The organism is Indibacter alkaliphilus LW1, from assembly GCF_000295935.2.
In the GTDB taxonomy this organism is placed as follows: Bacteria; Bacteroidota; Bacteroidia; order Cytophagales; family Cyclobacteriaceae; genus Indibacter; species Indibacter alkaliphilus.
The window spans coordinates 173576-199289 of sequence record NZ_ALWO02000036.1 but is presented as its reverse complement, the minus strand read 5'-3'; the positions used below and the strand labels follow the sequence as shown (position 1 = coordinate 199289).

Genomic DNA, 25714 nt, shown 5'->3' with positions numbered 1-25714 from the left:
AACTAATTTCAAATGCTAATCAATTGATTTGGAAAATAAATTGAAGTTTTGATCAAAAACGCATCTTAAAATAAAATTATATTCGGTATCAGCTTTCAAATAAGATACGCCATCGCCAAAGCTCCCACCGATAGTATGAAATAACCCAAAGCAAAAATCCATACATTCAGTTTTTTCTCTGCCGAAAAATACCAAGCAAACAAAGGAAGCAATTGTAAAGCATGTAGTCCCAGAAAATGGGCAATTCTCAAATCTCCGTACTTTTTCGCCCAATTGAGGAAAAATATCCCCTCCTGGCCATCCGGAGCACCAACTGTATGACTCATTTGCCCTACCATTACAAAACCCTGTAAACTGGCAAGAACAAAAATCAACATTCCTAACTGAATCCCCAGCTTGTAACCTGCTTTGAGCGTTTTTACGTTGCGAAATAAAAGCAGTGCCCAGGCCACCATCAGTGTATTCATTACAATGGCATAACCCATGGTATTGAAAAGCATCAGATCTAAAAAGTTATAGACATTGAAATGAGAGGTTACACCTCTTCCGGATTGTAGGGCGATAATAGACAGCTCCAGGGACATCATAACAACAATTACCCAAGAAATAATTTTTGCTTTTTTGACTTGTGGCAAATAACGCAGTAGCCAGGCCATAGTCCAACTAAAAACACCGATTGAAATTGCAAACTTCATGGGTTTTACCCAAACATTCAAGCCCAGCAGTTCTCTATGATCCATCAATGAAAGAATAAGAAAAATGAAAAAGCAGGAAAAGTTCAAAAATCCAAACCAAGCCAGAGGCTTATTGCTTCGGAATATTTTGTGTAAAGCCAACATGACTAATGAGGCGATTGGATTATATTATGGGATTTGATTCCCCTCAAAATGAAATAGGTCAGTAAGCCGACCGGACCCAACATAAATGTCAACAAAAGACATGGCAACAATACCCAGCGGTTGATGTCCAGCTTCCAAGAGTCATGAGCTATCCACATTCCCACAAAAAGATCAAATGCCAGATAATGTATCCAACCTGCCAACAGTGCTTCATCGGAGCTCAACAATGCCTTCACCTCTGCCAAAGTCCCAAAGCCTCCTTCACTTTCGGCCCCCATCCCTAGGATGATAAAATAAAGATAGGTCAGAGAAAGCAAAAGCAGGGTACCTGAGAATAGCACCTTATACACTATTTGGGAAGGATAAAAAATAAATAGAGCGATCCATGAAAAAAGGGCCAGAGCGCTGACAATACTGAAAACTGTTTCCAAATTCATATGCTGGGGGTTTTTATATGCTGAAATTTAGTCAAATTCCAGGGAATAATTTAAACCTGAGCTTCTGGCTAAACTGGAAATTACCCCTCTTTTCTTTTCAATTTGGCTATATAAAATCCATCAAAACCACTTTCTTGAGCAAGTACTTTTTGATCCTCCAGGAGTTCAAAGCTCTGTCCTGCTTCTGAAGCCAGAAATTTTTCAACCTGATCCTGATTTTCTGTAGGAAGAATGCTGCAGGTAGCATAGACCATCAATCCTCCTTTCTTGACCATGGAGCTGTAGTTCTGCAAAATTTCCTGCTGAATGACCTGAACCTTGGCAATAGACTCTGGACTCAGTTTCCATTTGGTGTCTGGGTTTCTTTTCAATACGCCCAGTCCAGAACAAGGCACATCCAACAGCAACCTATCAGCTGATTCTTTCAACCTTTTGATGGTTTTATTTCCTTCAATGGTGCGGGTTTCAATGATGCTTATTCCATTTCTTCGGGCTCTAAGCTTGGTGTTTTTGAGCTTCCAGTCTTCAATGTCCATGGATAAAACCCTTCCTTTGTCTTCCATCAAGGTCGCTATGTGCAGTGATTTGCCTCCGGCACCTGCACAGGCATCAATTACGCGCATTCCTGGCTCTACATCAAGAGCTGTCGCAACCAGCTGGGAAGAAGCATCCTGTACTTCAAACAGTCCGTCCTTGAATTCCTGGGTTCTGAAAATGTTCTGCCTTTTTGCCAAAACAAGAGCGTCCTTATAGCCTTTGGGGGCATAGGTTTCAATCCCGTTTTCTGCAAATTTATTCATCAACTGCTCTCGTGTTACCTTAAGTGAGTTGACCCGAAGAACAACAGCAGCAGTCTGATTGAGTGTGTTGAGCTCTTTGTCCCATTTTTCTCTCAATAAGCTTTCTCCCATTTCGTCCATCCAATCAGGGATTGACTGCAGTATGGCCCTTTCTTGAATTTTTCGAAATTTATTATTGATCTCATCCGCATGAAGTCCTTTGAACTCCCTCCACTCAGGAAGTTTGTTTCCTTGTAGCAACCAATATGTACCAAAAAGTTGATAAAGATCTTTGGAAGGGCTGATTTCGTTGATCAGTCTCCACCAACGAACCATTTCATAAATCGATTCTGCTACGAAAGCCCTGTCTCTGGCGCCCCATTTGAGGTTGGCTTTGAATGTCTTTTCTATGACTTTATCGGCATACCTGTTGTTGTTGAAAATATCGTCTATGGCGGACACAACGCCTCTTACTGTATTGGGAAAAAGCTTCATGGCTCAAAGATAAGGAATAGTTTGGGCAACTTTTCCTTTCCATCAAAAGTTCATAGAGTGACAATCGTTTTATACTTTTAGCCTATGGGACAAAAAAAATGCCCCCACTGCGGGGAATGGTCTACCTGGACCGTCAATATGAATGACCTTTGCGAGCATTGTGGAAAACCTCTGGGAGGCAGGGATTTGGAATACCACGAAATAAGAGAAAGAGATACTCAAGCCAACAAAGAACAATGGATTTTTCACATCAAAGAAGATGATGGACCCATTATGAGGGGCCTGAAAAAAACAGGAAATTTATTTTATACCATTTACATGGCCATCCTTACCTTTCTTGCCTGGTTGATTGCCATACTTCCTGGCTGATGACGGTATTCAAAAACCCTTGGTTTCTTACAGCTGCCACCCTTTTTTGGATCAATCAGCTTTTGGAAAAGGTCTTTGTAGTTTTTATACCTTTTGTGCATGCTTATTTGGATGATTTGATGGCTATGCCTGTTGTATTGGGCATAACACTTCAGGTCTATCGGTGGATTCACCCTGCAAAGTCCCGCTTTACATTTACCTGGACCCAAGTGCTCATTGCTGTGCTTTATTTTTCTTTTCTGTTTGAATGGCTCTTGCCTAAATATTCCAATCTATATACTTCAGATTATTGGGATATCTTAGCTTATGCTATTGGAGCAATCTTTTTTTATTATTTAATCAATGTACCTTCGCAAAAAAAGCCAAGTCATGAAAATCCGTGATCTTTTCAATCACTATAAAAATGAGTTACAGCAGATTTATCCAAAGGAAGAGGCTGAAAGCCTAGTTTTTTGGCTTTTTGAGGATTTTCTCCAAGCCAAGCGACAAGATCTTCTGAATAATACAAGTGTAGAAAGAGTTCCGGAAAAACTTTCCCTGGCCATTGAAGCATTGCTCCAGGGAAAACCCATACAATACATTACCGGAAAAGCGCCTTTTTATGGAAGAGAGTTTTTGGTAAATTCTGCTGTATTGATTCCCAGAAACGAAACAGAAGAGTTGGTTCATCTCATCATTCAGGAAAATCAAAAGGAGGGCTTGAAAATACTCGACATAGGAACTGGATCGGGCTGTATACCCATCACCTTATCTTTGGAGATTTTGGGGGCTAATGTATCCGCATTGGATGTCAGCGAAACTGCTTTGGAAATTGCTTCCCAAAATGCTGAATTACTGAAGGCTGAAGTTCAATTTTTATTATGCGATATTTTGAAGGAAGACATTCAGGTTCCTGACCTTGATATTATAGTCAGCAATCCACCTTATGTGCGCAATTCCGAAAAAATGAGGATGCATCAAAATGTGCTGGATCACGAACCCCATTTGGCACTTTTTGTCTACGACGAGGATCCGCTGCTTTTTTACAGGATAATAGCTGAAAAAGCCAGAAAAGTCCTAAAACCTGGAGGGAAGCTTTATTTTGAAATCAATGAGGTTTTTGGAAAAGAAACCAAAATACTTTTGGAAGGTAAGGGGTTTTCTTCTGTTGCTATCATTAATGACCTGAATGGGAAAGAGCGGATCATTTCTGCAGTTTTTGAAAATCAGTGAAAGCAAAAGCGGGTGTCCCGATCGGTGGTCATTTAATATGCTTGATTCAATGTCGTTTAGTTTAGGGTAACTTTTCCAAAGTTCAGATTTGTAAACAATGTTTGTTTTTACTTTTGACCCAACTTTGGAAAAGTTTAAATTCAACTTGTAGTTTTATCTAAACGACATTGATGCTTGAATGAAAATTTGCTGCTTTCCGAATGTTAGTGCCTTGATAATTTCCTTCAAAGAAGCCCATATTAAACCCTCTAAACAGACCTACACCTCCAAGAGGAATACCGGGTGGGGGAGGAATCTAACATCCATTTGACACTAAAAGGCTGCCTGATTGAGGCAGCTTTTTTTTGAGTATTTTTTTCTGACTTCGACAACCGTCAGTCCTATTTTTCAGTTAGGAATTCGCCTATCCAAAAAATTTCATTGCTGCTTAACTCGAGCGTTCCTTCATGGAGATCAAGCATGGTAGCATATTTGACTTCAATGATTGAGGATTCTTCGGCAGTTTTCTTTTCTACAAAAGTACCTTCAGGTGCGTGCAGCATGATGGAGCTTTCGGTAAACCATTTTTTCAGCCGGCCTGATTTTACGGGGTAAAACCTCATTTTTCCATCGATTACCGTAATGTCCAAAAATGGCAGCTTTTCGTGTAGAGTAAAAACATTTTTGTGGTCAAAACCTATAAGATTAACAGCACTATGCTTGGTTGCGATCAAATATTGTATGGCTTCCTCCAAATAAAGTCCATCTTTGACACCCAAAAACTTAACAGGGTACTGCTCTTCCAAAAGGCTATAGTTGGACTTTTGAAAAGCCATATCCGCCAAGATCAGATCTACCTTTATCCCCCAAGAGATTACTTTGAAAACTTCCTCTTGCACAACAATAATAGTAGGTACCCACTCCAAAAGTGGGGCGATTTGCTCAAAGTCAATGCCTTCAGTTTGAAGGATTAAAAGCGCCGGTTCCTGCTGTTCTTTGACAAAATGATGGGAGGACATATCAATATTTTTGAAGTAAAATTATTTTTTCCATAAATCGGAAAAAAATCTTTGAGCATTTTTGTAGGCCAATTTTTCCAATTGATCTGATGAAAGATTTGCTGCCAGGCTTTCTAGGATACTTGGATATTTTGAGGCATTTTCAACCAGAGGAAAGTAAAAAGGAAAGCGGGATTTATCAGGAAAATTTTGGGTATAGAAAAAATCTGCACCAAAACACATCTGTGTTTCCGCTCCATTTTCAAAGCCATAAAGGATATGCTCAAAAACCCTTTCTGGCTTGTCATTGTCCAAAAAGGCCCTGAGAAAATTGATGCCTATGATTCCTTTTCTTAGGATGATCTCTTTTGCAAATTCATCTGTAAGATTTCTCTTATGGTTCCAGACAGTCCTGAAATTGCTATGGCTGGCGATGACCGGGATATTTAAACTTTGAGAGTCTATATGATTTAGGATTCCTTCTGCCAAAAGGTCTGAAGTGTGCGAAAGGTCAATAGCAATTTGTTTGTCCGATATATAATCAAGGAGCTTTTTACCATCGTCTTTTAGGCCTATGCCTTCAGTATAATTACCACCTCCGAAACGGTTTTCGGTGTGGTGGGTGAGAGATATGTAAGCTATCATCCCTGTAAGCTGCAACAAATTATCCAATTGCTTAAAAGCCTCATTCAATGGGATGTTTTCTTCAGCCAAGCCTGCCGCATTTTCAATCGCTGCTACCAGTGCAATTTTTTCCTGATGTTTGATATTCTCCACTTGGAGTCTATCAGCCGCCTGTACACTTTTTCCAAAATGCATCAAAACTTCCCTGAATTTATAGGCTTGTTTGGTAGCCAATGCCCTGCTTCCTGGCCTCACATCCGTGTAAATTGCGCAAATCTGCATTTTCACATTTCCTTCTTGCAGCAAAGGGATGGCACAAGCAATATCTTTTGACTTGTCAGCAGCAGCCCCAGGCACTACGGCCAGGTATGAAAGCAAATCACAGTGCGTATCAATTATAGGGAGTTTCATCGAATTGGGGTTTAATCCCTCAAATTTGAAAGATTTTTTAATACTTTTAAAGCTAATATCAGTTTACCTTACATACCAAAACGCAATAGTGCTTATGCCAGTGGCAAAACCGATCAACTTTCAGAAATGGATTGAAGAAAACCGACACCTGCTCAAGCCCCCTATCGGGAATCAGGTCATGTATAAAGGAAATGATGATTTTATTGTCATGGTCGTAGGTGGCCCCAATTCCAGAAAAGATTTTCACTACAATGAGGGGGAAGAGTTTTTTTATCAGGTAGAAGGTGAAATCACCCTGAAGATTGTAGAAGATGGAGAGGTCAAAGATATTAAAATCGGCCCAGGGGAAATGTTCCTCCTTCCAGCCAGAGTGCCTCACTCCCCAAGAAGACCTGCCAACACCATAGGCTTGGTGATGGAGCGCTACCGAAATGAAGGTGAAAAAGACGGCTTTATTTGGCATTGCGAAAACTGTGGAAACAAGCTGTATGAAGAATACCACGAAATCTCCGACATTGTGAATCAGCTCCCACCGATTATGGAGCGTTTTTGGAGCAATCCCGAGCACACCAAATGCAGCAACTGTGGGACAGTGATGGAGGAAGGGTAAACTGATTTCAGATTTTAGATTTACGATTTTAGAATTGAGGCCGAGTTGGCTGGGGGGTTTAATATATTGATCCCAAGGACAAAAAGGTATGCTAGTGAATAGTGATCAATTGGGCACTGCATTAAAATTATGCACTATCTTAAACTTCAATTTTTCAAAATATGTATACCACTAATACCTCCAGTAATCATTAAAAATCTTAAAAGTGAGAATATTTCGCCGAATATCTGCTCCAACAGGACTTTGCGTGATTCAAAAATTCAGTACTCCACTTTCTTTGCCCTTATACAAAATCAAACTTTTTGGCCTTTTGTCTACATAAAAATTCACGATGTTTTGCTGACCCTCAAAATGATCCAGTAAGACTTCATTCCTGATATTTACCCGCTGGGGCTTTGCTACATTTTTTATTTCAAGGTAGAACCAGGCGGCCTCCTCTTCAATCTCAAAGCCCAGATACTGAGGAGTTACTTTTTTTCCATTGACCGTTATTTCATTTTTCTGTAATAGGTAGGCTTTTGCCATTTCTTCCAAAGCATCCCTATCTGTGGGATTCAAAAAATCTACTTTTATGCCATGAATATCTCCAAGCGCCACCTCAAGATCATCCCAGAAAATCTTTTGGGCGATTTCCAGGCTTTCGGATTGCTGGTTATATCTTATTTCTGTAAGGCTGATATAGAATGGGTGGAAAAAGACCTTCCATCCCAAAAAGAGCATCAAAATGTAATTCAATTGCATGTGGATCACTATATTTTATTTTCTTTGCAAATTAGACAAATTAACAGCACTCCTGAAATACTTCAGGGAAATAGGTTTAGCACTTTATGGGACAGTTTCAACTGTATTTTCAATTAGGTATTCAACACATTTTGGACCTTGCAGGGTTTGATCACATTCTTTTCGTTGTGGCTTTGTGCGCCCTCTATGTGTTGAGAGATTGGAAAAAAATCATCATCCTGGTTACTGCATTTACAATTGGCCATTCCATTACCTTGGCTTTGGCGACACTCCAGCTCTTGAAGGTGAACTCAGATCTGATTGAGTTCCTCATTCCCCTGACCATAGTCATCACTGCACTGAGCAATATATTCAAACCCAAACCAAGCACAGGAAGAGGTATTCAGATCAACTATTTCTTCGCGCTTTTCTTTGGCTTGATTCACGGGTTGGGATTTTCCAATTACTTACGTTCGCTTTTGGGCAAAGAAGCTTCCATATTTCAACCCCTTTTGGCATTCAATCTGGGCTTGGAAGTGGGACAATTGGTAATTGTAGCTATATTTATGACAGCCTCCAGCATTCTAATAGGTATTGCGGGAATCAACAGAAAGGACTGGACCTTGGTTATTTCCGCTATAGTTTTGGGAATGGCCTTTATGATGATGTTGGATGCCAAGTATTGGTAAAAAAATCAACTGAGCCCAAATTCGGTTAAATTACCGGAATTGGATAAACTTTGAATACATATCTATGAAACACTTACTTACCCTCACAGCGGTTGTAATGGGATTGCTTTTCAGCTTTCCTGCTACGGCACAGTGGACAGAACAAAATCATGCAGAGCGGTTTGAACAGCTTGGAACCATGCTCAGATCTCCAAACGTGTACAGGACAGCGTCCGGAGCTCCCGGGCACATGTACTGGCAGCAAAAAGCCGATCATGAGATTGAAGTAGAGCTTAACGATGAAAACCAATCTATCAAAGGATGGCAAAAAGTCACTTACTACAACAATTCTCCCGACCCGCTGAAATACCTTTGGATTCAGTTGGACCAAAACGAAAGAGCAGCAGATTCGAATACCCCAAAAATTGCTGAAAGCAGCATCAACCCTAGGATGAACCTCAGGCAGCTTGAAAACATTCTTTGGCATGATCAGGATCTGGGCTTCAAGATCCTTTCCGTCAAAGACCTTTCAGGAAATGATATTCCCGTCACTATTGTAAAAACCATGATGCGTGTAGACCTTCCTCAGGTATTACAGCCAGGAGAGCAAACTGAATTTACGGTTGACTGGACATTTAACATCCACGATAGAATGAGTTTCATCGGAGGACGTCCAGGGTATGAGTATTTTGAGAAGGATGGAAATTACCTGTACACCATGGCAGAGTGGTTTCCTAGAATGGCCGTGTATTCGGACTTTGAGGGATGGCAGCACAAGGAATTTGTAGGTAGAGGGGAATTTGCCCTGACTTTTGGAGATTACAAAGTTAAAATCACTGTACCTGCTGACCATATGGTGGGTTCCACTGGTGTATTGCAGAATGCTGAGGAAGTATTGAGTTCAACCGAACTTGAGAGATGGAACAGAGCTCAAACCAGCTTTGACAATCCAGTTATCATCCGTACTCAAGCAGAGGCCGAAAGGTTGGAAAAGCAAAAGGCAAGAGACAAGAAAACCTGGGTTTTCCATGCGGAAAACGTAAGGGATTTTGCATGGACTTCTTCCAGAAAATTCATCTGGGATGCGATGGCAGTGAAGCAGGGAGGAAATGACGTAATGGCCATGTCCTATTATGCCAAAGAAGCCAACCCCCTTTGGGAGCAGTATTCTACAAGGGTGGTAGCACACACTTTAAAGTCATATGCAGCCCGAACATTTGATTACCCGTATCCTGTAGCCATTTCAGTTGAGGCTACCAACGGAATGGAATACCCAATGATCTGTTTCAACTACGGCAGACCTGATGCTGACGGTACCTATTCTGATGCCATCAAGTATGGGATGATTTCAGTGATTATCCATGAAGTAGGACACAACTTTTTCCCGATGATAGTCAATTCAGACGAAAGACAATGGTCTTGGATGGATGAGGGGTTAAATACTTTTCTGCAATACCTTGCAGAGCAGGAGTGGGACAGAGATTATCCTTCCAGAAGAGGACCTGCGCACAAAATTGCTCCTTACATGGCCAGTGAAAGATATTTGCTGGAGCCTATTATGACCAATTCCGAAAACATCATTCAATTCGGACCAAATGCCTATGCCAAACCGGCCACGGCATTGAACATTCTTAGGGAGACTGTTATGGGCAGAGAGTTGTTTGATTTTGCTTTCAAAGAGTATTCTGAAAGGTGGATGTTCAAACACCCAACTCCGGAAGATTTCTTCAGGACAATGGAGGATGCGTCTGGTGTGGATTTGGATTGGTTCTGGAGAGGTTGGTTCTTTGGAACTGACCCGGTAGATATTTCCATTGAAAGTGTCAATTGGTACAAACTGGACAACAGAACCCCGGCCCAGAAAAAAGCTGACGAGCAAAAAATAGCTGAAAGAGAGGCCGCTCATATTGGTCAAGAGCGTAATATCAAAGATATTCCACAGACTGAGGTAGAAGCAGATCCTGCAACAAGGGATTTTTACAATTCTTATAATCCTTTTTCTGTAACTCCTGAAGACGAGAAAGCCTACAAGGATTTTATGGACAGGCTTTCCCAAAAGGAAAAAGACCTGTTGAATTCAGGTTTGAACTTCTATGAAATCAACTTCCGTAACATCGGTGGTCTTGTAATGCCTTTGATCATTCAGTTTAACTATACTGATGGAACTTCGGAGGTAGAGAGAATTCCTGCCCAAATCTGGAGATTAAATGAATGGGAAGTGACCAAAGTGTTTGCCAAGAAAAAAGAAGTGAAAAACATCGTGCTGGATCCATATAGAGAAACTGCTGATATTGACGAATCTAATAATTACTGGCCAAGAGCCTTTACTCCTAGCCGTTTTGAACTGTTCAAGAGTGCTGGTGGCGTAAGAGGTGCTTCTATGGGTGACAACCCTATGAAGCGAGCTAGAAGAAGGTGATTTCCTAATATGAATTTATAGAAATGTACCAGTAGAATGTTTAATAACTGCTGCTTGGTAAACTTGAATACTAATTTATATTAGACAATGACCAATTAAACGAAGTAGGACATTTTATCAACCCCTATCTATCTGGAATAGATGGGGGTTCTTTTATCTGATCATTCCTCCCCAAATCATTTCAGGAAATGGAGTGGAAATGTATCTACTTACTATTTTTCCCTAATTTATATTCAAATTTGAAGAAAGCCTCAATAGCTTTTTGTAGTCCATCTCATTTCCAGTCTCCTTTATTTCAATAATTAAAAGGCATCAGGTCGCCTACCTTTTCCCAAGCCATGTACCCTTCGATCATAAGGTCATAGGGATGGAAGTAGCTTCCGTTCTCGAATAGCTGAACAGCATTTCCCAACATCCTGATAGAGGACCTTTGGGCACTGTTGGATACATCGGTTTCCACTGCCACCCCACTGGTAAACATTTGAGCATCTTTGTCAATTGAGCTTTTTATGAAGGCCACTTCTTCCACCTCCTCTTTGTAAATCAAGTAAAAAGGCTTGTCATAAGTAAGAAATGTCAGGCCGTTTCTGGAAACTTCTACAAGATCCTTCCCATACAGCCTCGTTTCTGTGACCTGCTCGATTTCCCGGGTCAAATCTTTTCTGCGGATAATATTTTTCAGGCTGTCCCTGACCAAAGGATTGAGGCTTTTTCTCAGTTCCTGCTGAGCCATGTCGGCCATTTCCTCACTTGTCAGCTTCGGATTTGGAATGCGCTCAATGGCATAAAGTTCATAACCTTCTTCTTCCACTTTTCCCAAGTACAGTGACCTGACAAAATGGGCTATACTTCCGTTGAATGCCCTTTCCCGGTTTTTTTGCAAACTCCTCTGCCTTCTGCGCGGCACATCTTCTTCAATAAAATATGGATATCCGGCAAACCGTGATATTCCACTTTCCAAATCCAGCTCAAAGCCTACTAGAACATATTGAATGGTGTAGCCCAGGTTTGGATTTTCAATAAGTACCGTTTCCCGGGCCCTTGCCATGAGCTTGCCTTTTTCTGATTCTGCATCCAATACCAAAACCTCAGGATTGAGGATTTTGCAGCGCTCTGCATTGATGCTGGTTCCCAAAAAATTCTGCTTAAACACATCAAGGTTTCGGTACCATTCCCGGTCTCTTTTGACTTCAACTTCTGTTTCTTCCAATTCAATGGGTTCAGGCAAAATCCTGAATTCATAGTTAGTCTTTAGAGTTTGAGTATTGAAATCATATTTAAAAGTCTGATAGCCGATAAAGCTGACGATGAGTTCATGGTTTCCAGCTGGGATATTGATAGAAAACTGACCATCCTCATCAGAGATATCTCCAAATGTGGAGTTGTTGATAAAAACGGTGGCAAACTCCACAGGCTCCAAAGTTTCGGCATCAAGCACTTTTCCTTGAATCACATATTGTGAAAAGACCTTTGTACCAGGCAACAAAAACACGAGCAGTAAAAAAAAATATATGGGTTTGAATTTTTGCATGAATTAAGGTTAAGAATTAATTAATTTCTAGTTATTTATTCGGAGTAATTACAGAAAGGAAATGACAGTTGGTCCTCCGTCATTCTTTCTTGGTACCATTAACAAATAGCTATTTCTCGCGGCGATCGCTGCGACCTCGCTGGGCCCGCTGCGTGAAACCTTTTCATTTGATTATCTGTAAATGTCAATTTTAAAATCTCAGGGTGACGTGCCGCCCCGATTTATGTCAATGGTAATCTCAATCAACCTGAATGGTATACCTACCAAATACAGGCTCTTTATTTTCACTTAAGCCTTCCAAAATTACCTCAAAGCTTTTATTGCCCTCGGAAAGGGGGAAGCTGACTTTGATTTTTCCATCCAAACCACTTTCCAGTAAAGGGTTCCAATAGACCGTCGGCCGGAAATCAGTGTAATAGGCTTCACCTTCAATGTTTTCATCAGGGACATAGAAATCCCGGTGTAACATATAGCCCTTGGTAAATAAAAGCTCATTTCCCATACCTAGCCTGGGATCTTCATCCAATCTGGGGTTGGGATTTCCGGTTCTTGTCAGAATGTTCACTGTAGGTCCTCCCAATATAGTCGATCTTGCCAAAGACTTGATTATATCTACTCTTTCAATATCCACCATGTTCAGCAACATGGCTGTAACTCTATCAACAGGATGTCCATCTATCCAGATTTGGGCACCGCCCATCTGTTCCCTTCCACTGGCATTTCCGGTAACTGTACCCCCTCTTATTTGTACAGAAGGAGGTCTTGAGTAATCATTTACATCCCCAACCACATTCACCCCTGAAAAGCGCCCCCTAATCAACTGATAGACATTTTGGAACATATAGTGTTCTGGAGTGACCGTAATACTTTGTTCGGCAACATTGCCGTAGAGAATAGCTCTTTGATCCGGCTTTTCCATGAGCTTTCTTGTCTGGATTACCACTTCCGCCAACTCAACCTCCCGTCCCAAAACAAACTGCTCCATCATTTTTTGCGCTTCACCGACCATGACCAGATAGGTATCATCAAGCTCGCCATTTCTAAGCCCATCAATACCTGTAATCAGTTTTTCAGGCCTGGGCTTTTGAACTTTGTTTTCCAGACTGATTTCATTGGCTTTGTTTATTTTTGATTCTGTAGCCTTACGGGTTTTTTCAGTATATGCTTGCATAAAAACTGCTACAGAATCATAATAATCAAGATTTTCAAATTTGAAATAGCCTTCATCATCCGTGGTTCCCTGCAATACCTCCGGCATAAAGTAAAGGGAGTTAATCATCATAGTGATTTCTCTTGGTTCTTTTACTTCCTTTCCCCCTATTATCTTGACATTTCCGGAAATGCTCAGTCCAGACTCAAACCTTGCTTCTGGCCGGGCCCCGTTTTCCAAAACTTCTTTCCAGGAAAACCTCCTCCAGCCCTGGGTAAGCATCAGGTTGTCCAAGGCCCTGAAAGCATCTTCATTTTCTGGATCAAAGTAGTAGTACGGGTTTTCTATGGCTCCCTTGATTTCGGAACTCAACTTGTAATGTGAAAAAATATTTTCGGCATGTTTCGGGTTAATCACCTGTCCTGCATCGCTTACTGAAATGGAAAAGTCACCTTTGATGGGTACTCCAAACTCATCCTGTATCAATAATTCCAGCTCAACGGTTTCCTTCGGACTGAAGGATTCTTTTTGGGTGTTGAAGGCAACGGTCGACTGTGCAAAAGGATGCAAAAAAACGAGCCTTTCGGCAAGAGGAAGAAGTTGATTGTCAAAAAGGGAAAATTGTATGATTCCGGTAGGGAACTCATCTTTTTCCAGCACAAGCTGTGCTTTACCTTGTTCTGTTCGGACTTCAGTTTCATAGATGAGCTTCCCTTCAGACACTCCAAAAAGCCAAAACTGTTCCGCATCAATGCCTTGTTTTTCAATATTGATTTCAAATTCTTCTTTATCCTCTTCCAGCAGTACAGAGAGTACGGCTCCGCTTTCCTTTGCAGGAGGAATGGGAAATGCTTTCCACTCCGTCTCGGCAGTTTTGACAAAGGCCTGGTATTTTTGGTCTTTCTCCGGCCTGAACTTCAGTCTGCCCATACCCATCATATCTGATTCAAACCTGTCTACAGTATCCCTGGCATCATTGACCAGATAACCGTGAAAAGGAAGTCCCAGTCCTTTATCTCCCAGGGCTTTTATCCCCACTGTGGACAATAATCCTTCTACCAGATCACCGCCTTCAGGAAAGAATTTCACCTCCAGGTTTCCTTCCAGGGCAACTCTTGGGACAAATGCATCACGGACATCTCCTATCCAAATATCCTTGGCAAACAAGTACTCCAGCCCTTTTTCAACACTGTAGGCTGTATGCGCGGTAAGTAGGTAATTACCGGGACTCAACTCTCTTGGAAGCACAATGTCACCTACTCCCTGGCCATTTTCCAGCCGTAAGACTTCTTCGACAATAGGTGCTGTTCGGATATTTTGGTAAAGGTTGATATAAAGGGGTACAGAAGCTGTTGGTTCCGGAGTTGCCCCACCCTTTTCCATTGTCCCATAAGCCTTGATCCAGATGGTGTCGTTGAGAAGGTAATGGGGTTTATCCGTATGCAGGTAGACCTTTTCATAAGGCAACTGCTGCGGGTAATTCTCTAGAGAGGATTTAAAGTTGGAAATAACGCTTTGGGAAAAAGCCGATGGAAAAAAGAGAATGACAAACGAAAAAAGGGGAAATATAGATTTCTTCATATTTTGTTTGGGTTACAATATCCCTACGGAACAAAAATTCTTTAGTTCATAATAATAGCAATTAATTGTGTAGGTACCCAATCTTGGTTTGTTTAAAAATTTGCTATTAATCTTTGATCCCTGCAATCAATTACCGGGTTATTATTTCTGCCATGCCTACGGCATTTTAACCCTAAGTACACAGCTTAAGTTATACTTCCCTACTTCCAAACCTCCATTGTGACATCCTGAAATTAATAGACACTTATTTTATTGTTTTTTTGAATTTTCGAAGATCATTTAGCTTTTCACTTCTTGCTTTTAAAATGATTAGCTGACCGATCTCAAAAAAAGCCTCGTAATTCGTAAATCCTCATTCGTAAATATCACTTGCTTCCTACTCCCTACTTTCATGCCCCAAAACTTCCTCTGCGATCCTCCGCACTTTCTTAATCTTGGCGTGAACCTAATTGCCTAAATATTCTTCATTGCATGATGCGCCGCTCTGGCTGCGAATGCCATGTAGGTCAATGACGGATTTTGGGTAGCTGTAGAGGTCATACTCGCTCCATCAGTTACATAGACATTGGGAACTGCATGTAATTGATTATTGGCATTTAAAAGAGAAGTATTTGGGTCCTTACCCATTCGGACACCACCCATTTCATGAATATCCAATCCTGGCGCACGATGGTCATCTCTGGTTCGGATATTGGTAAATCCTGCCTTGTCAAACATCTCTGTCATTTGTTCCAGATAATCTTTGATCATTTTTTCGTCATTGTCATCATAGTCCACATTCACCCTCAACTGTGGAATACCCCACTCATCTTTCAGGTTGGGGTCCAAAGCTACATAACCGGACTCTTTTGGAATAGTCTCACCCATCATGTGCGAACCTATTCTCCATGGTCCCCATTTATCCGGGTTTAGAATATTTTCCTTCAGTTCCATACCAATACCGCTTTGATCAGCGTAAGGACCTCTGTTGGCGCTAAAGCCAGCAGCATAGCCCCTCAAAAAGTCTGTTTCTTGCTTAAATACATTTCTGAACCTTGGGAAATACCCTGAAGTTGGTCTTCCACCTTGGGTTGTATATTCCAAGTGACCCTCATAGTCGGCCGAAACACCAGCTCGATAATTGTGGAAAGCGACATATTTGCCCAAGAGCCCGTTGTCATTGCCCAGGCCATTGGGAAATCTATTTGAAGTTGAATTCAGCAATACCAGGTTCGTGTTGAGTGCAGCGGCATTTACAAAAATCACATCAGCGTAGAATTCTTCCATTTCCTTGCTCAATCTGTCTATCACCCTTACACCTGTGGCTTTACCTTTTTCCTCATCATAGATGATGGAATGTACCACCGAGTCAGGCCTCAGGGTCATGTTTCCGGTTTTTTCTGCCCAGGGAAGGGTTGAGGAATTAGCAGAGAAGTACCCTCCAAAAGGACAGCCTCTCTGGCAAAGGTTACGGCTTTGGCATTTGGCTCTGCCTTGTTGGGCATAATAATCAAAGTTTCCGTTGATATGGGCACAGCGCGCAAGAATCATGTGCCTGCTGTCTCCATAATGCTTTTTCATTTGAGCCTGAAAGTGCTTTTCCACCACATTCAAGGGATAGCCAGGTAAAAACTCCCCATCGGGAAGATGCGGTAAGCCATCCATATTTCCTGATACCCCGGCAAATTTTTCTACATGGCTGTACCAAGGAGCAAGTTCTTTATAGCGTATAGGCCAGTCCACCGCAAAACCATCTCGGGCAGGTCCTTCAAAATCAAAATCTGACCAACGCTGTACCTGCCTGGCCCAAAGTAGAGATTTTCCGCCTACTTGATAGCCTCTGATCCAATCAAATGGTTTTTCCTGTACATAAGGATGCTCCTGATCTTTGACAAAAAAAATGTTGGGCATCTTCCCTAAAAGCATAACACCTGCTGACCACAGGGTTTTCTTTCCTCACTTCTTCTGTAATCTGTCCTCTGTGCTCAAACTCATACGGTAGCATGTTGGTGGTGGGGTAGTCCTTGATATGCTTGACATCTTTCCCTCTTTCCAGAACAAGCGTTTTCACACCATGTTCACACAGTTCCTTAGCGGCCCAGCTTCCACTGATGCCGGACCCGATTACGATAGCCTGATAGGTTCTGTCTTGCTTTGCGTCTATATTGAAATTAGCCATTGATTTTTTCTGATTTAAGTGATGAGATCAAAACTTCGCCCTGATAGTCTCCAGGGATTAGGGAATAAGGTTTCACTTCGGTTTGCATGTATTCTGACAATAAAAATCCCTGAATTGTAAACCTCTTCGTCGTGCCCAAAAAGCCTTGTAGGTCTTTATAATCTTCATCTTCTTCCTGTAAGCCAGCCAAAACAACTTCTTCTTTCTGGGAAGTCTCAAGTTGTCCAAATTTATTTCCGGTTTTATTGATGGTATAATTCTCAAATGATTTGAATCCCTTAGTAAATGATTGCTGTGCATCTTCATCCAGACAGTCATTGACCATGACCAAAATAAAGTCCTGAATTTCAAGATCCAATGCTCCTTTTATTTTTCCGGGAGGAATAATGGTGTCTGCAATCTTGCCCAGAAGCTGCTTCATATCAGTACTGACCTTCAACTTATCATAGGCACTGAGAATATCCTCCTGAGAAAAATCGCAGGAAGGCACCATTACAAGCCCTCCTGTAATCAGGGCAAGGTTACGGAGTACGTCTCTTCTATTCATGGGTATTGTGTTAATTGATTTGCATTAGGGGAATTAAAAAAACAAGAGTCAGTTTCTTTAAATTGATCAAAAAGGTAAAACGATTTAGTGAAAATTCATAAAATATTTCTTTGTTTGGTAAATCTTGGCCCAGTAAGGTGAAACATTTCTCCAAACCTTATATTAACCAAATCACAAAAAGAGGGTTTTATCAATTGAGCAATAGCATTACCTTTCGACAAATTCCAAACCATGAAGCAAATACTCCTTTCGTTTTTTTTAATTTTCAATCTACAACAGCTAAATGCTCAGACTTCAATTCTGATCAAGGATAGATCCACAGGAGAAAGTATTCCTGGTGTATTGGTAAAAATCCAAGGACAGGAAAATAAAGTTTCAGATGAAAATGGAAGTCTTGAACTCCCTTTGGACAAGGTAAGCATCCTGGTGTTTTCCCATGTAGCCTTTGAAACTATATCCATGCAAGTTGCTCCAGAGGATGAAGTTGAAATCTACATGAACCCTTCCACCAATGCTCTGAGTGAAGTGATTGTCAGTGGGTTTGAATCAGAAAGACCTCTTGTGCACCAGGCAGGGGCGATTTCCAAGGTGTTGGAAAATGAGCTTTATCGGTTCAACGAAAATTCTGTTTTAAGTGCTTTTAATACCAAACCCGGCATCAGAATCGAGCAAAGGGCTCCTGCAAGCTACAGGATTTCAATACGGGGAAGTTCGCTAAGGTCTCCTTTCGGTGTCCGCAATGTCAAGGTCTATTGGAACGATATCCCTTTTACTTTTCCTGATGGGACCACGGACCTGAATATTCTGGACTTATCCAATATTCAAAATACAGAAATCATCAAAGGTCCGGCAGGAAGTATTTTTGGAGCGGGAAATGGTGGGGTTATCAGTTTTGAAAGTAAAAAACAGATCAGTGAAAATTACCTTTCTTCAGATTTAGGTTTCGGTGATTTTGGACTTTTGAGATATAGGGTAGGCATAGACCAAAAACTTGAAAATGGAAGTCTCAGCGCTTCTTATGTCAGACAGCAGTCGGAGGGATTCAGAGAACATAGTGCTGTAGACCGTAAAGTCTTTCAGATTGCTTTAAATACGGATATTTCAGATAAACAGTCATTGACAACCCAAATACTTTATTCGGATTTGGACTATCAGATTCCTGGCGCTCTTACTACAGCACAGCTTGAGGAAGACAGAAGACAAGCCAGGCCTGGCTCTGTGGAACAAAACAGTTCTATCGCTCAGAAAACCCTTTTTGGTACCTTAAGCCATCATATAGAGTTGGGCAATAAATGGGAAAACAATACAGCACTCTATTTAAGTTCTAAAGAATTTGAGAACCCATTTATCCTGGATTATAAAAGAGAGACAGCGTTCAGCTATGGAGGTAGAACCAAATTTACTTTGGAGGATAATTGGAGAGGTTTTCCGGTAAGATTGCTGCTGGGAGGAGAATACCAATATGGCAATACCCTTGCCCAAAACTTTGGCAATAGAAATGGGCAAGCAGATACGGTGAGGTTCAGTGATGATCTGGTGACTACTCAGGCATTTTTATTCCAACAACTTGAGGTAGAATGGACTTCCAAATTGTTGATGACCTTGGGCTTTTCTGAGAACTTCTCCCGATATGATATCAATAGGAGTATAGATGCAGGACCAAATACGCCAGCTTCCAATGAGAGAAGATTTGACCCCTTAATTATCCCAAGAATTGCTCTGGTATACAAGGTAAACGAGCACTCCGGTATCCATGGAAGTATCAGCTCAGGATTCTCTCCGCCGACCATCGCCGAAGTCCGCACCAATGAGGGAAGTATCAATTTGGACCTGGAAGCGGAAAGAGGGATCAATTATGAAGCGGGCTACAGAAGTCAATTGGGAATATTCAACCTTGACTTTACGGCTTTTTATTTCAAGCTGGACCAAACCATTACCACCTTTACCAATGAACAGGGGGTGGTGCTATTTAGAAATGCAGGGGCCACTGACCAAAGAGGCGTGGAAGTCAGCTTGGACTATTCCCCTTTCAGAAGTCAGGGAAGTCTGATCGAAGAGGTAAAGCTGAACCATGCTTTTACGGGACATTATTTCACTTTTGCGAATTTTGAAAGTGGAGGCAATGATTTTTCCGGAAACCAGCTGACAGGCGTATCTCCCAATACTTTGATCAATTTGCTTGACATCAGAAGCAGAACCGGACTTTATATGAACTTTACCCATCAGTATGTGGATGAAATTCCGCTCAACGATGCCAATACTGTTTTCCAAGAAGCATACAACCTAGTTGGATCAAGGTTAGGTTGGAGAAACACATTTGGAAGCAAGTGGGATTTGGAAGTATATGGAGGCGTGGACAACTTGTTGGATGAAACTTACAGCCTTGGTAACGATTTGAATGCTTTTGCCAACAGATTTTATCAGCCTGCCCCGGGAAGGAATTTTTATGGAGGAGTAAAAGTGGGGATGAGGTATTAGTGGTGGATTGTAGGTTTGATATCACTGAAAAAGGAGAGGGGTTTATCAAATCAGCCAGAGTTACTAAAAGTTTTTTCTGAATATGGGCAATTTTCCTTTTACTCATTTATAAAGGAATCAAAGAGATAGTAGTGTCCTTCCCAAATCGGGTTGAACCTCTTGACAATCGGCTTTTACTTTATTAAAATTATGACACTATTGGGATCTGAAAAATAGAGTACAAAAAATCTACATAAAAGTTGAAGTGATCAAGAAGCCCACAAAAGATTTACATAAATTACAAAAAAAGAACGATGCGGGATTAAAGGACTGATCGAGGTATCGTTTGCTGTACATTTACCTCAAAATCGGCCAGTCTTTCTTTCCCGGCATCGTATCCACCTATAGCCATTTGCAAGGTTTGTCCATAATGGAAACCATGGCAGGCGAATGTTAAAAAATTATTTTTGTGTTAGGACTTCAGAGGGTTCTTTTACGATCCACCTTCTTTGAACTGTATCGTATTGTATTTTTCCATCAGGAAACTCTATAAACTCTTCCTCCCCTGAATTGGCATTGTAATAAGGGCTTAAGTCTTGTTCCTGAACCATTTTATCAAAAAGCATCAAGCCTTTTTCAAGCATTTCCGGGACCTCAAATTTCCAGGTTCTGAATACTTCCTCATAGTAAGTAACCTCTCCATTGGCGTCTCTTTTCATTTTCACACCTGTAGCTACTTTTTTTACTTTAAAAGAAGGTGCAATTCGGCTTACTAAAAAGTATTCATAACCATTCTTTTTGTGGTACGCTTCCAAGGTAAAGTCCAGAGCTAATTTGCTGTAATACTCATCAAAGTCAGCGTTAAATTTATTTTCGTGTGTTCCTTTTTTGGGCAAATGCCCCAAATACCTTACAGTGGTATATAGAATTTCTTTTTGTTCTCTTTCCGAAAGCTGGGCTTCGGGACTATAACTTTTATTGGAAGATGTACAAGCTCCCAATAGTATCAACATGAACAGGGCAATTAAGACTCTCATTTCCTTGCATTTTTAAGAGTGAAAATAAAAGCTTGCCGAAGTCAACCGGCTTCGGCAAGCTTGAAATCATTTACCGATTAACGGTTTTTGTAATCAATGTTCAATGGGTTGAATTCTACCCATCCGTCTGTCCAATCCTCGTCGCTGAAAGCTCCGATAAACTCAACTGAATCAAAGAAGTCGCCCAATTTTGAATGAGAGAAATCAGCACCTGTTGCCAATGATCCCTCAGGAAGCAAGGTGAAATCAGGATTGTTTGGATAAGTCTGAAGGGTATATCTTGCAAAGAAGTTCTCAGGTCTCAGGCCATATCCTCTGTAGAAACCTTCCCAATCCTGGTCTGCAGCTGGAAGCTGTACCGTTTCGTTAGAAGCTCTCCAGATTTGCTCTACGTCAGCTACATCAGCACCACCGCCTGCACCAAACGGATTGTTCGGGTAAATCATAATGTTGTTGGCCAATACACCTCTATCTGCTTTGTATTGTTCAGTCACAGAAGCGGTGTTGAATCTCAGACCAGTTGGGAATCCTGTAAATACTGAGTTGAAAATAGAAACGGCAGTTCTTCTTCTCAAGTCAATCATATGCACGTTGTTTCCGGAGATGGATCTGCCTACTCTGTCTCGAGGACCATATACGGTCACGTTAGAGAAAGTACCTGTTGTATAAGGCTGTACGTCGTTGTCATTAGGACCGTTATCACACTCAAAAGCATTTGACTGAGATTGGTCAGCGAAGAATGGGTTTCTTACAATCAATGCAAACTGTACGTTTCCAGAGTATCCGTAATCCACATCCAAATCATCATCCCAAGTAGAGATCGAGACAAGGTTTTTGCCATCTACGTTGCCACCAAACCACTCGAATCCGTCATCTCCACCATAAGAAACCACAAGGTTTTCCATTTTGGTACCTCTTCCTACTCCACCCATTGTAATGGAGTTAGTTTCATTGTTAGGAGTCAATTCTATACCTGCATATTCTACTCTCAAGAACTCATATTCACCTGAGCTATCATTGTCATCATCACCACCAAAAATTCTAACTGGATCAATTCCCTCGATAGCTGGATCAACCTGATTGGTTCTAGCTCTTCCTAGGATTACTAATCCGCCCCAGTCGCCTCTGTCTCTTTCGCCCGGCTCTTGAGCTGATGTCATTACAATTGGATTTTCTCTAGTACCCTTAGCAATCAATTTGCCGCCTCTGTCTACGATAAGAGTTCCTCTTGATCTTTTTTCTCCATACAGGACTGTTCCTTCCTGAATAGTCACTGTTACACCTTCCGGAACAAATACCTGACCTTTGATAAGGTATTGTTTGTCATTGGTTAGTGTTCTTGTGGCCAAGTTTCCTTCAAGCTCTTCGATATTGCTTGCTTCTTCAAAAACGGCTACTATGGCCTTGTCCCCGTTCATAGAAATTGTAGCAGGGTTGCTGCTACCGGAAAGATCTCCTTCCCACCTTACAAATGTCCAGCCTTCGTTGGCGGTTGCAGTCACTTCTACATTGGCGGAAGCTGCGTGTGAACCCGTTGCTGGAGACACACTACCACCTTGACTAGGTAATGCAACTGTGGACAATGTATAGTTCACAGAAGGGGTTGGGTCATCTTCACCACAGGAGAAGAGAACCAAAGCAAAAGCCATAATAAAGCTTAGCTTAATGAGGTAATTGTTTTTTTTCATGATTTTGATTGAAATAATTATAAAGTTTAGTTTGTAAGATTACTTGATTCTATAGCCTAGGCTCAGGCTAAAAAGAGTTCCTTTTCTCCATAGGTACATTGGATCATCAATGCTGGTATCAATCTTCTTGTCAAAGTTGGAATCTTGATAAAATCTATATTGAAAGTTCAGAAGGTCCTGAATACCAAATTTTACTGTTGTCCTTTCTCTAAAGGTTTTTGAGACTGTTAAGTCCACTGCATGCCTTTCCAGCTCATAGATGGAAGGGTTATTGACATTGCCTGCGACAAAGATCCTTGGCCCTTGTACATTGTAGGCCAGACTTGCCTGAAAATCTGTCACTGGGTCTATGTAATACATAGCTGCATTGACCACGTAAGGGGATTGTCCCTGAAGCGCTCTTCTATTGGCTTCAAAAGCAACATCATCACCCAAAAATACCTCAGACCAAATCAAAGAAGCATTTACATTGAAAGACAGGTTTCTCAGATACCTGATTGATGTTACAGAATTTAAGGACTTTCTGGCCTCCACTTCTACCCCATAGACAGTTGCATCTTCTGCATTGGCATAAGAAAATTGAAGTGTTTCGGTAATATTTCTTTGGATTCTTTCAATTGGATCGTCAAAAAATTTGTAGAACGCCCCAATACTTAGTGTTTCTCCCTCATTTGGGTAGAATTCGTACCTCAGGTCTATGTTGTCTATCCTGGCCATTTGCAAGTCTGGATTGCCAAAGAAGCCTGCGATAAATTCAAAGCTGTAGTAAAGGAATGGAGCCATTTCTCTAAACTCTGGCCTGTTCACAGTTTTACCATAGCCCAATCTTAGCAATGACCTATCTGAAAAATTGTAATCAATGTTTAATGACGGAAGAACAGCTAGCTCAATATTTTCTACTGTGACAGGGCCTGCATCATTGGCGGAATTCAGGGCCTGAATGCTGTACTCGGATCTTACCCCGCCAGAAAGGTTAAACTTACCCACTGGATAAACTCCCCCTACATATCCTGCTCCTACCAAAGTAGAGGCATCGTATTGGTCATTTGGTCGGGTTCCTTCTTGGATCAACCAACCATTTCCCTGGCTGTAATTTTCAGGAGCAAATGCTTCTGATATTGGAAGCCTTATCAGCTCCTGCCCTCGTTCCTGATCATGAAATCCTGGGAAAAAAGTGGTGATGTATCTTGCCTGAAAATCTCTCCACTTGTAATCTGCCAAGTAACCGGCTCGAAGGATCTTTGGCCTGTCTTTTTCAACCCCTTGAAATTTCTTTTCAAAATTTACGCCGTTGACAAGCCCTTGCTCATTCATGTAACCATAATATCTACCCAAATCCTGAGGGCTAGAACTTGGGGGTGCGATAATTTCAAACTGTCCTTCTCCTGCTACATCGGCACGAACTGTTCTTAAACGCCTGAAATCAGGCTCTTCATGTCCCAGTGAATTATAGCCAAGAACCCAGTTTAATTTTGTGTTTTCTTGGTTGAAAAGATGAGTTCCTTCCAACTGACCGGTGTATAATCTTCTGGATTCGTATCTAAAGGAATAATCGCGTGCTCCATTTGGACGCTGGATAAAATCTCTCCCTTCTCTGAAAACTGTTTCGTTTTCACCACTTTGGTTGAAAAGGTTTCTGAATTCAATTTTATTATCTGCATTCAATCTGAGCATCCAGTTGGACATGATGCCTACCTCATTGAATTTCATGTAGGTATTGTCAAAATACTCATCTCTTTTTTCCGTAGGCTGACCTGGTACTGGGAAGAAATACCTGTTTCTTTCAGCCAAAAAATATTGGTAATCCTGGGCAATGGATGCACTGGTAAGTGTTGAAAGTCTTTTACCGAAAATTGACCAGTTTTTCCCAAAAGCAAGACCCAAGCTACCGTTTGGAAGTGTGCTCATTTCATCCATGCGATAATTGTCAGATAGCATTCTTCCAGCTTCAGCTCTTAATGGATTTCCTGTGCCTGAACTGTTCAATTCGTCAGTTGTAGGAAAGTTTGCAGGCAAGCCCCTGTTGCTGTCAAATCCCAACCAATCAGTCTTGGACCCTTCTGTCTGAAGATAGGGCTGAAAGGTGGTATTCTGCCTGAAACCCATACCCATTCCGACACTGATGAAGTCCTCATCTGGAGCATTTTTTGTAAATACCTTTATCATTCCGCCGGCAAAGTCACCAGGTACTTCAGGAGAAGCAGATTTGTAAATCAGCATTCTGTCCAAGTTTTCGCTTGGGATCAAATCAAAAGAAAATGTTCTCTTATCTACCTGAGTCGTAGGAGCAATCGAGTTGTTGATCATGACTACATTGTAGCGGTCATCCACACCCCTTACTCGAACAAATTTGTTGTCAACAATGCTGACACCCGAAACTCTTTTCATGACTTGGGCGGCATTACCGTCCTGGGATAGCCTAATTTGTTCAGAAGAAATACCACTGACTACCTGAAGTGATTTTCTGATTTCAGATACTATAGCGATATTATTTCCCGTTTCCCTAGAGGCTAATACGACTACTTCTCCAAGGTCCCCCAAATCTTCATCCAATTCCACATTGATGACGGTAGCTTTTTCGGCTACTACCTGCACATCTTCAAATCTTAAGGTCTTGTACGAAATAAAGGAAACGACAATATTGTAAGTGCCAGGCTCTACTCTCGATATTTCAAAATCTCCATCAAGCCCTGTGGCCACTCCAAGCATGGTACCTTCAACCCTGACATTGGCTCCAATAATAGTCTCTCCGGTTATGGCATCTGAGACGACGCCTCTAATAGACCCTGATTGACTATGAGCTAATCCCACAAACATCAGAGCCAGAAAACTGAGGTAAAATTTCTTTTTCATGATAATAATTTTTGTACAGCTTTGAACAGCACAAAAGTCATCATACAGTGTAAATTGAATGAGTAGGAAAAATTATCAATTCGTTAATTTGAGGCCAAAAAATGAAGAGGGGTCACCACAATAAATTAATATTGCAATGACCCCGCTTTGTC

Annotated in this window: 19 protein-coding genes and 1 pseudogene; 7 read left to right on the top strand and 13 right to left on the bottom strand. The window is 41.3% G+C overall.

Translation table 11 applies throughout. The features are described 5' to 3' along the window. Nucleotides 1–95: 95 nt before the first annotated feature. From A33Q_RS12140 to A33Q_RS12130, 3 genes are all read right to left on the bottom strand, one after another. Entirely contained in the window at nucleotides 96–740 is a 645-nt protein-coding gene (locus tag A33Q_RS12140) for a hypothetical protein (protein WP_235062799.1), read from the bottom strand. A gap of 101 nt (nucleotides 741–841) precedes the next feature. Beyond that, nucleotides 842–1276, bottom strand: a complete 435-nt coding sequence (locus A33Q_RS12135; RefSeq protein ID WP_009034976.1) for an ABA4-like family protein — start codon at nucleotides 1274–1276, stop codon at nucleotides 842–844. 80 nt (nucleotides 1277–1356) lie between these two features. Then, nucleotides 1357–2550, bottom strand: coding sequence for an RsmB/NOP family class I SAM-dependent RNA methyltransferase (locus A33Q_RS12130; protein ID WP_009034977.1), 1194 nt, complete (start codon nucleotides 2548–2550; stop codon nucleotides 1357–1359). Between the two features lie 84 nt (nucleotides 2551–2634). Between A33Q_RS12130 and A33Q_RS12125 the strand changes: the two genes are divergently transcribed. The 3 genes from A33Q_RS12125 to prmC are packed head-to-tail and all read left to right on the top strand — an operon-like array spanning nucleotide 2635 to nucleotide 4131. After that, nucleotides 2635–2919 (top strand): hypothetical protein, encoded by a 285-nt coding sequence (locus tag A33Q_RS12125; protein ID WP_009034978.1) that lies wholly within the window; start codon nucleotides 2635–2637, stop codon nucleotides 2917–2919. Beyond that, complete coding sequence (locus tag A33Q_RS12120) at nucleotides 2919–3302, top strand: hypothetical protein (protein WP_009034979.1); 384 nt, start codon at nucleotides 2919–2921, stop codon at nucleotides 3300–3302. The genes A33Q_RS12125 and A33Q_RS12120 overlap by 1 nt, the downstream gene beginning before the upstream one ends. Then, the gene (gene prmC, locus A33Q_RS12115) at nucleotides 3289–4131 is read left to right on the top strand and encodes a peptide chain release factor N(5)-glutamine methyltransferase (RefSeq protein WP_009034980.1); all 843 of its coding nucleotides are present in this window, start codon (nucleotides 3289–3291) and stop codon (nucleotides 4129–4131) included. The genes A33Q_RS12120 and prmC overlap by 14 nt, the downstream gene beginning before the upstream one ends. Before the next feature lie 380 nt (nucleotides 4132–4511). Here prmC and A33Q_RS12110 read toward each other — a convergent pair whose 3' ends face one another. Together A33Q_RS12110 and A33Q_RS12105 are read right to left on the bottom strand one after the other, a co-directional pair. Further along, nucleotides 4512–5129, bottom strand: a complete 618-nt coding sequence (locus A33Q_RS12110; protein WP_009034981.1) for a hypothetical protein — start codon at nucleotides 5127–5129, stop codon at nucleotides 4512–4514. Nucleotides 5130–5150: 21 nt separating this feature from the next. Further along, the gene (locus tag A33Q_RS12105; RefSeq protein WP_009034982.1) at nucleotides 5151–6143 is read right to left on the bottom strand and encodes a dipeptidase; all 993 of its coding nucleotides are present in this window, start codon (nucleotides 6141–6143) and stop codon (nucleotides 5151–5153) included. Nucleotides 6144–6237: 94 nt separating this feature from the next. Here A33Q_RS12105 and A33Q_RS12100 point away from each other — a divergent pair, with 94 nt between their 5' ends. Then, a complete protein-coding gene (locus tag A33Q_RS12100) occupies nucleotides 6238–6753 on the top strand; it encodes a 3-hydroxyanthranilate 3,4-dioxygenase (protein ID WP_009034983.1) in 516 nt (171 codons plus the stop codon). Nucleotides 6754–7005: 252 nt separating this feature from the next. Here A33Q_RS12100 and A33Q_RS12095 read toward each other — a convergent pair whose 3' ends face one another. Continuing rightward, the gene (locus tag A33Q_RS12095) at nucleotides 7006–7494 is read right to left on the bottom strand and encodes a DUF6702 family protein (RefSeq protein ID WP_009034984.1); all 489 of its coding nucleotides are present in this window, start codon (nucleotides 7492–7494) and stop codon (nucleotides 7006–7008) included. A gap of 86 nt (nucleotides 7495–7580) precedes the next feature. On the opposite strand from A33Q_RS12095, the gene A33Q_RS12090 reads away from it, so the two are divergent. Beyond that, nucleotides 7581–8162, top strand: coding sequence for a HupE/UreJ family protein (locus tag A33Q_RS12090; protein WP_009034985.1), 582 nt, complete (start codon nucleotides 7581–7583; stop codon nucleotides 8160–8162). 64 nt (nucleotides 8163–8226) lie between these two features. Further along, a complete protein-coding gene (locus tag A33Q_RS12085; protein WP_009034986.1) occupies nucleotides 8227–10560 on the top strand; it encodes a M1 family metallopeptidase in 2334 nt (777 codons plus the stop codon). 295 nt (nucleotides 10561–10855) lie between these two features. On the opposite strand, the gene A33Q_RS12080 is transcribed toward A33Q_RS12085, so the two are convergent. The 4 genes and pseudogenes from A33Q_RS12080 to A33Q_RS12065 all read right to left on the bottom strand — a co-directional run bounded on the left by A33Q_RS12080 (nucleotide 10856) and on the right by A33Q_RS12065 (nucleotide 17527). Further along, entirely contained in the window at nucleotides 10856–12091 is a 1236-nt protein-coding gene (locus A33Q_RS12080) for a carboxypeptidase-like regulatory domain-containing protein (RefSeq protein WP_009034987.1), read from the bottom strand. 238 nt (nucleotides 12092–12329) lie between these two features. Beyond that, complete coding sequence (locus A33Q_RS12075) at nucleotides 12330–14822, bottom strand: Plug domain-containing protein (RefSeq protein ID WP_009034988.1); 2493 nt, start codon at nucleotides 14820–14822, stop codon at nucleotides 12330–12332. Nucleotides 14823–15275: 453 nt separating this feature from the next. After that, a pseudogene (locus tag A33Q_RS12070) lies at nucleotides 15276–16980 on the bottom strand (GMC oxidoreductase). Continuing rightward, a complete protein-coding gene (locus A33Q_RS12065; protein WP_009034989.1) occupies nucleotides 16973–17527 on the bottom strand; it encodes a gluconate 2-dehydrogenase subunit 3 family protein in 555 nt (184 codons plus the stop codon). The pseudogene A33Q_RS12070 and the gene A33Q_RS12065 overlap by 8 nt, the downstream one beginning before the upstream one ends. Before the next feature lie 231 nt (nucleotides 17528–17758). On the opposite strand from A33Q_RS12065, the gene A33Q_RS12060 reads away from it, so the two are divergent. Then, a complete protein-coding gene (locus A33Q_RS12060) occupies nucleotides 17759–20005 on the top strand; it encodes a TonB-dependent receptor domain-containing protein (protein WP_016255182.1) in 2247 nt (748 codons plus the stop codon). Nucleotides 20006–20445: 440 nt separating this feature from the next. Here A33Q_RS12060 and A33Q_RS12055 read toward each other — a convergent pair whose 3' ends face one another. The 3 genes from A33Q_RS12055 to A33Q_RS12045 all read right to left on the bottom strand — a co-directional run bounded on the left by A33Q_RS12055 (nucleotide 20446) and on the right by A33Q_RS12045 (nucleotide 25562). Continuing rightward, nucleotides 20446–21021, bottom strand: a complete 576-nt coding sequence (locus tag A33Q_RS12055; protein ID WP_009034991.1) for a hypothetical protein — start codon at nucleotides 21019–21021, stop codon at nucleotides 20446–20448. Nucleotides 21022–21098: 77 nt separating this feature from the next. After that, complete coding sequence (locus A33Q_RS12050; RefSeq protein ID WP_009034992.1) at nucleotides 21099–22709, bottom strand: InlB B-repeat-containing protein; 1611 nt, start codon at nucleotides 22707–22709, stop codon at nucleotides 21099–21101. Nucleotides 22710–22748: 39 nt separating this feature from the next. Then, nucleotides 22749–25562 (bottom strand): TonB-dependent receptor, encoded by a 2814-nt coding sequence (locus tag A33Q_RS12045; protein WP_009034993.1) that lies wholly within the window; start codon nucleotides 25560–25562, stop codon nucleotides 22749–22751. Between the last annotated feature and the right edge of the window lie 152 nt (nucleotides 25563–25714).

Coding starts and splice junctions, on each gene's coding strand:
- A33Q_RS12140 (WP_235062799.1), bottom strand. CDS start 740: ATGGATCATAGAGAACTGCTGGGCTTGAATGTTTGGGTAAAACCCATG.
- A33Q_RS12135 (WP_009034976.1), bottom strand. CDS start 1,276: ATGAATTTGGAAACAGTTTTCAGTATTGTCAGCGCTCTGGCCCTTTTT.
- A33Q_RS12130 (WP_009034977.1), bottom strand. CDS start 2,550: ATGAAGCTTTTTCCCAATACAGTAAGAGGCGTTGTGTCCGCCATAGAC.
- A33Q_RS12125 (WP_009034978.1), top strand. CDS start 2,635: ATGGGACAAAAAAAATGCCCCCACTGCGGGGAATGGTCTACCTGGACC.
- A33Q_RS12120 (WP_009034979.1), top strand. CDS start 2,919: ATGACGGTATTCAAAAACCCTTGGTTTCTTACAGCTGCCACCCTTTTT.
- prmC (WP_009034980.1), top strand. CDS start 3,289: ATGAAAATCCGTGATCTTTTCAATCACTATAAAAATGAGTTACAGCAG.
- A33Q_RS12110 (WP_009034981.1), bottom strand. CDS start 5,129: ATGTCCTCCCATCATTTTGTCAAAGAACAGCAGGAACCGGCGCTTTTA.
- A33Q_RS12105 (WP_009034982.1), bottom strand. CDS start 6,143: ATGAAACTCCCTATAATTGATACGCACTGTGATTTGCTTTCATACCTG.
- A33Q_RS12100 (WP_009034983.1), top strand. CDS start 6,238: ATGCCAGTGGCAAAACCGATCAACTTTCAGAAATGGATTGAAGAAAAC.
- A33Q_RS12095 (WP_009034984.1), bottom strand. CDS start 7,494: ATGCAATTGAATTACATTTTGATGCTCTTTTTGGGATGGAAGGTCTTT.
- A33Q_RS12090 (WP_009034985.1), top strand. CDS start 7,581: ATGGGACAGTTTCAACTGTATTTTCAATTAGGTATTCAACACATTTTG.
- A33Q_RS12085 (WP_009034986.1), top strand. CDS start 8,227: ATGAAACACTTACTTACCCTCACAGCGGTTGTAATGGGATTGCTTTTC.
- A33Q_RS12080 (WP_009034987.1), bottom strand. CDS start 12,091: ATGCAAAAATTCAAACCCATATATTTTTTTTTACTGCTCGTGTTTTTG.
- A33Q_RS12075 (WP_009034988.1), bottom strand. CDS start 14,822: ATGAAGAAATCTATATTTCCCCTTTTTTCGTTTGTCATTCTCTTTTTT.
- A33Q_RS12065 (WP_009034989.1), bottom strand. CDS start 17,527: ATGAATAGAAGAGACGTACTCCGTAACCTTGCCCTGATTACAGGAGGG.
- A33Q_RS12060 (WP_016255182.1), top strand. CDS start 17,759: ATGAAGCAAATACTCCTTTCGTTTTTTTTAATTTTCAATCTACAACAG.
- A33Q_RS12055 (WP_009034991.1), bottom strand. CDS start 21,021: ATGAGAGTCTTAATTGCCCTGTTCATGTTGATACTATTGGGAGCTTGT.
- A33Q_RS12050 (WP_009034992.1), bottom strand. CDS start 22,709: ATGAAAAAAAACAATTACCTCATTAAGCTAAGCTTTATTATGGCTTTT.
- A33Q_RS12045 (WP_009034993.1), bottom strand. CDS start 25,562: ATGAAAAAGAAATTTTACCTCAGTTTTCTGGCTCTGATGTTTGTGGGA.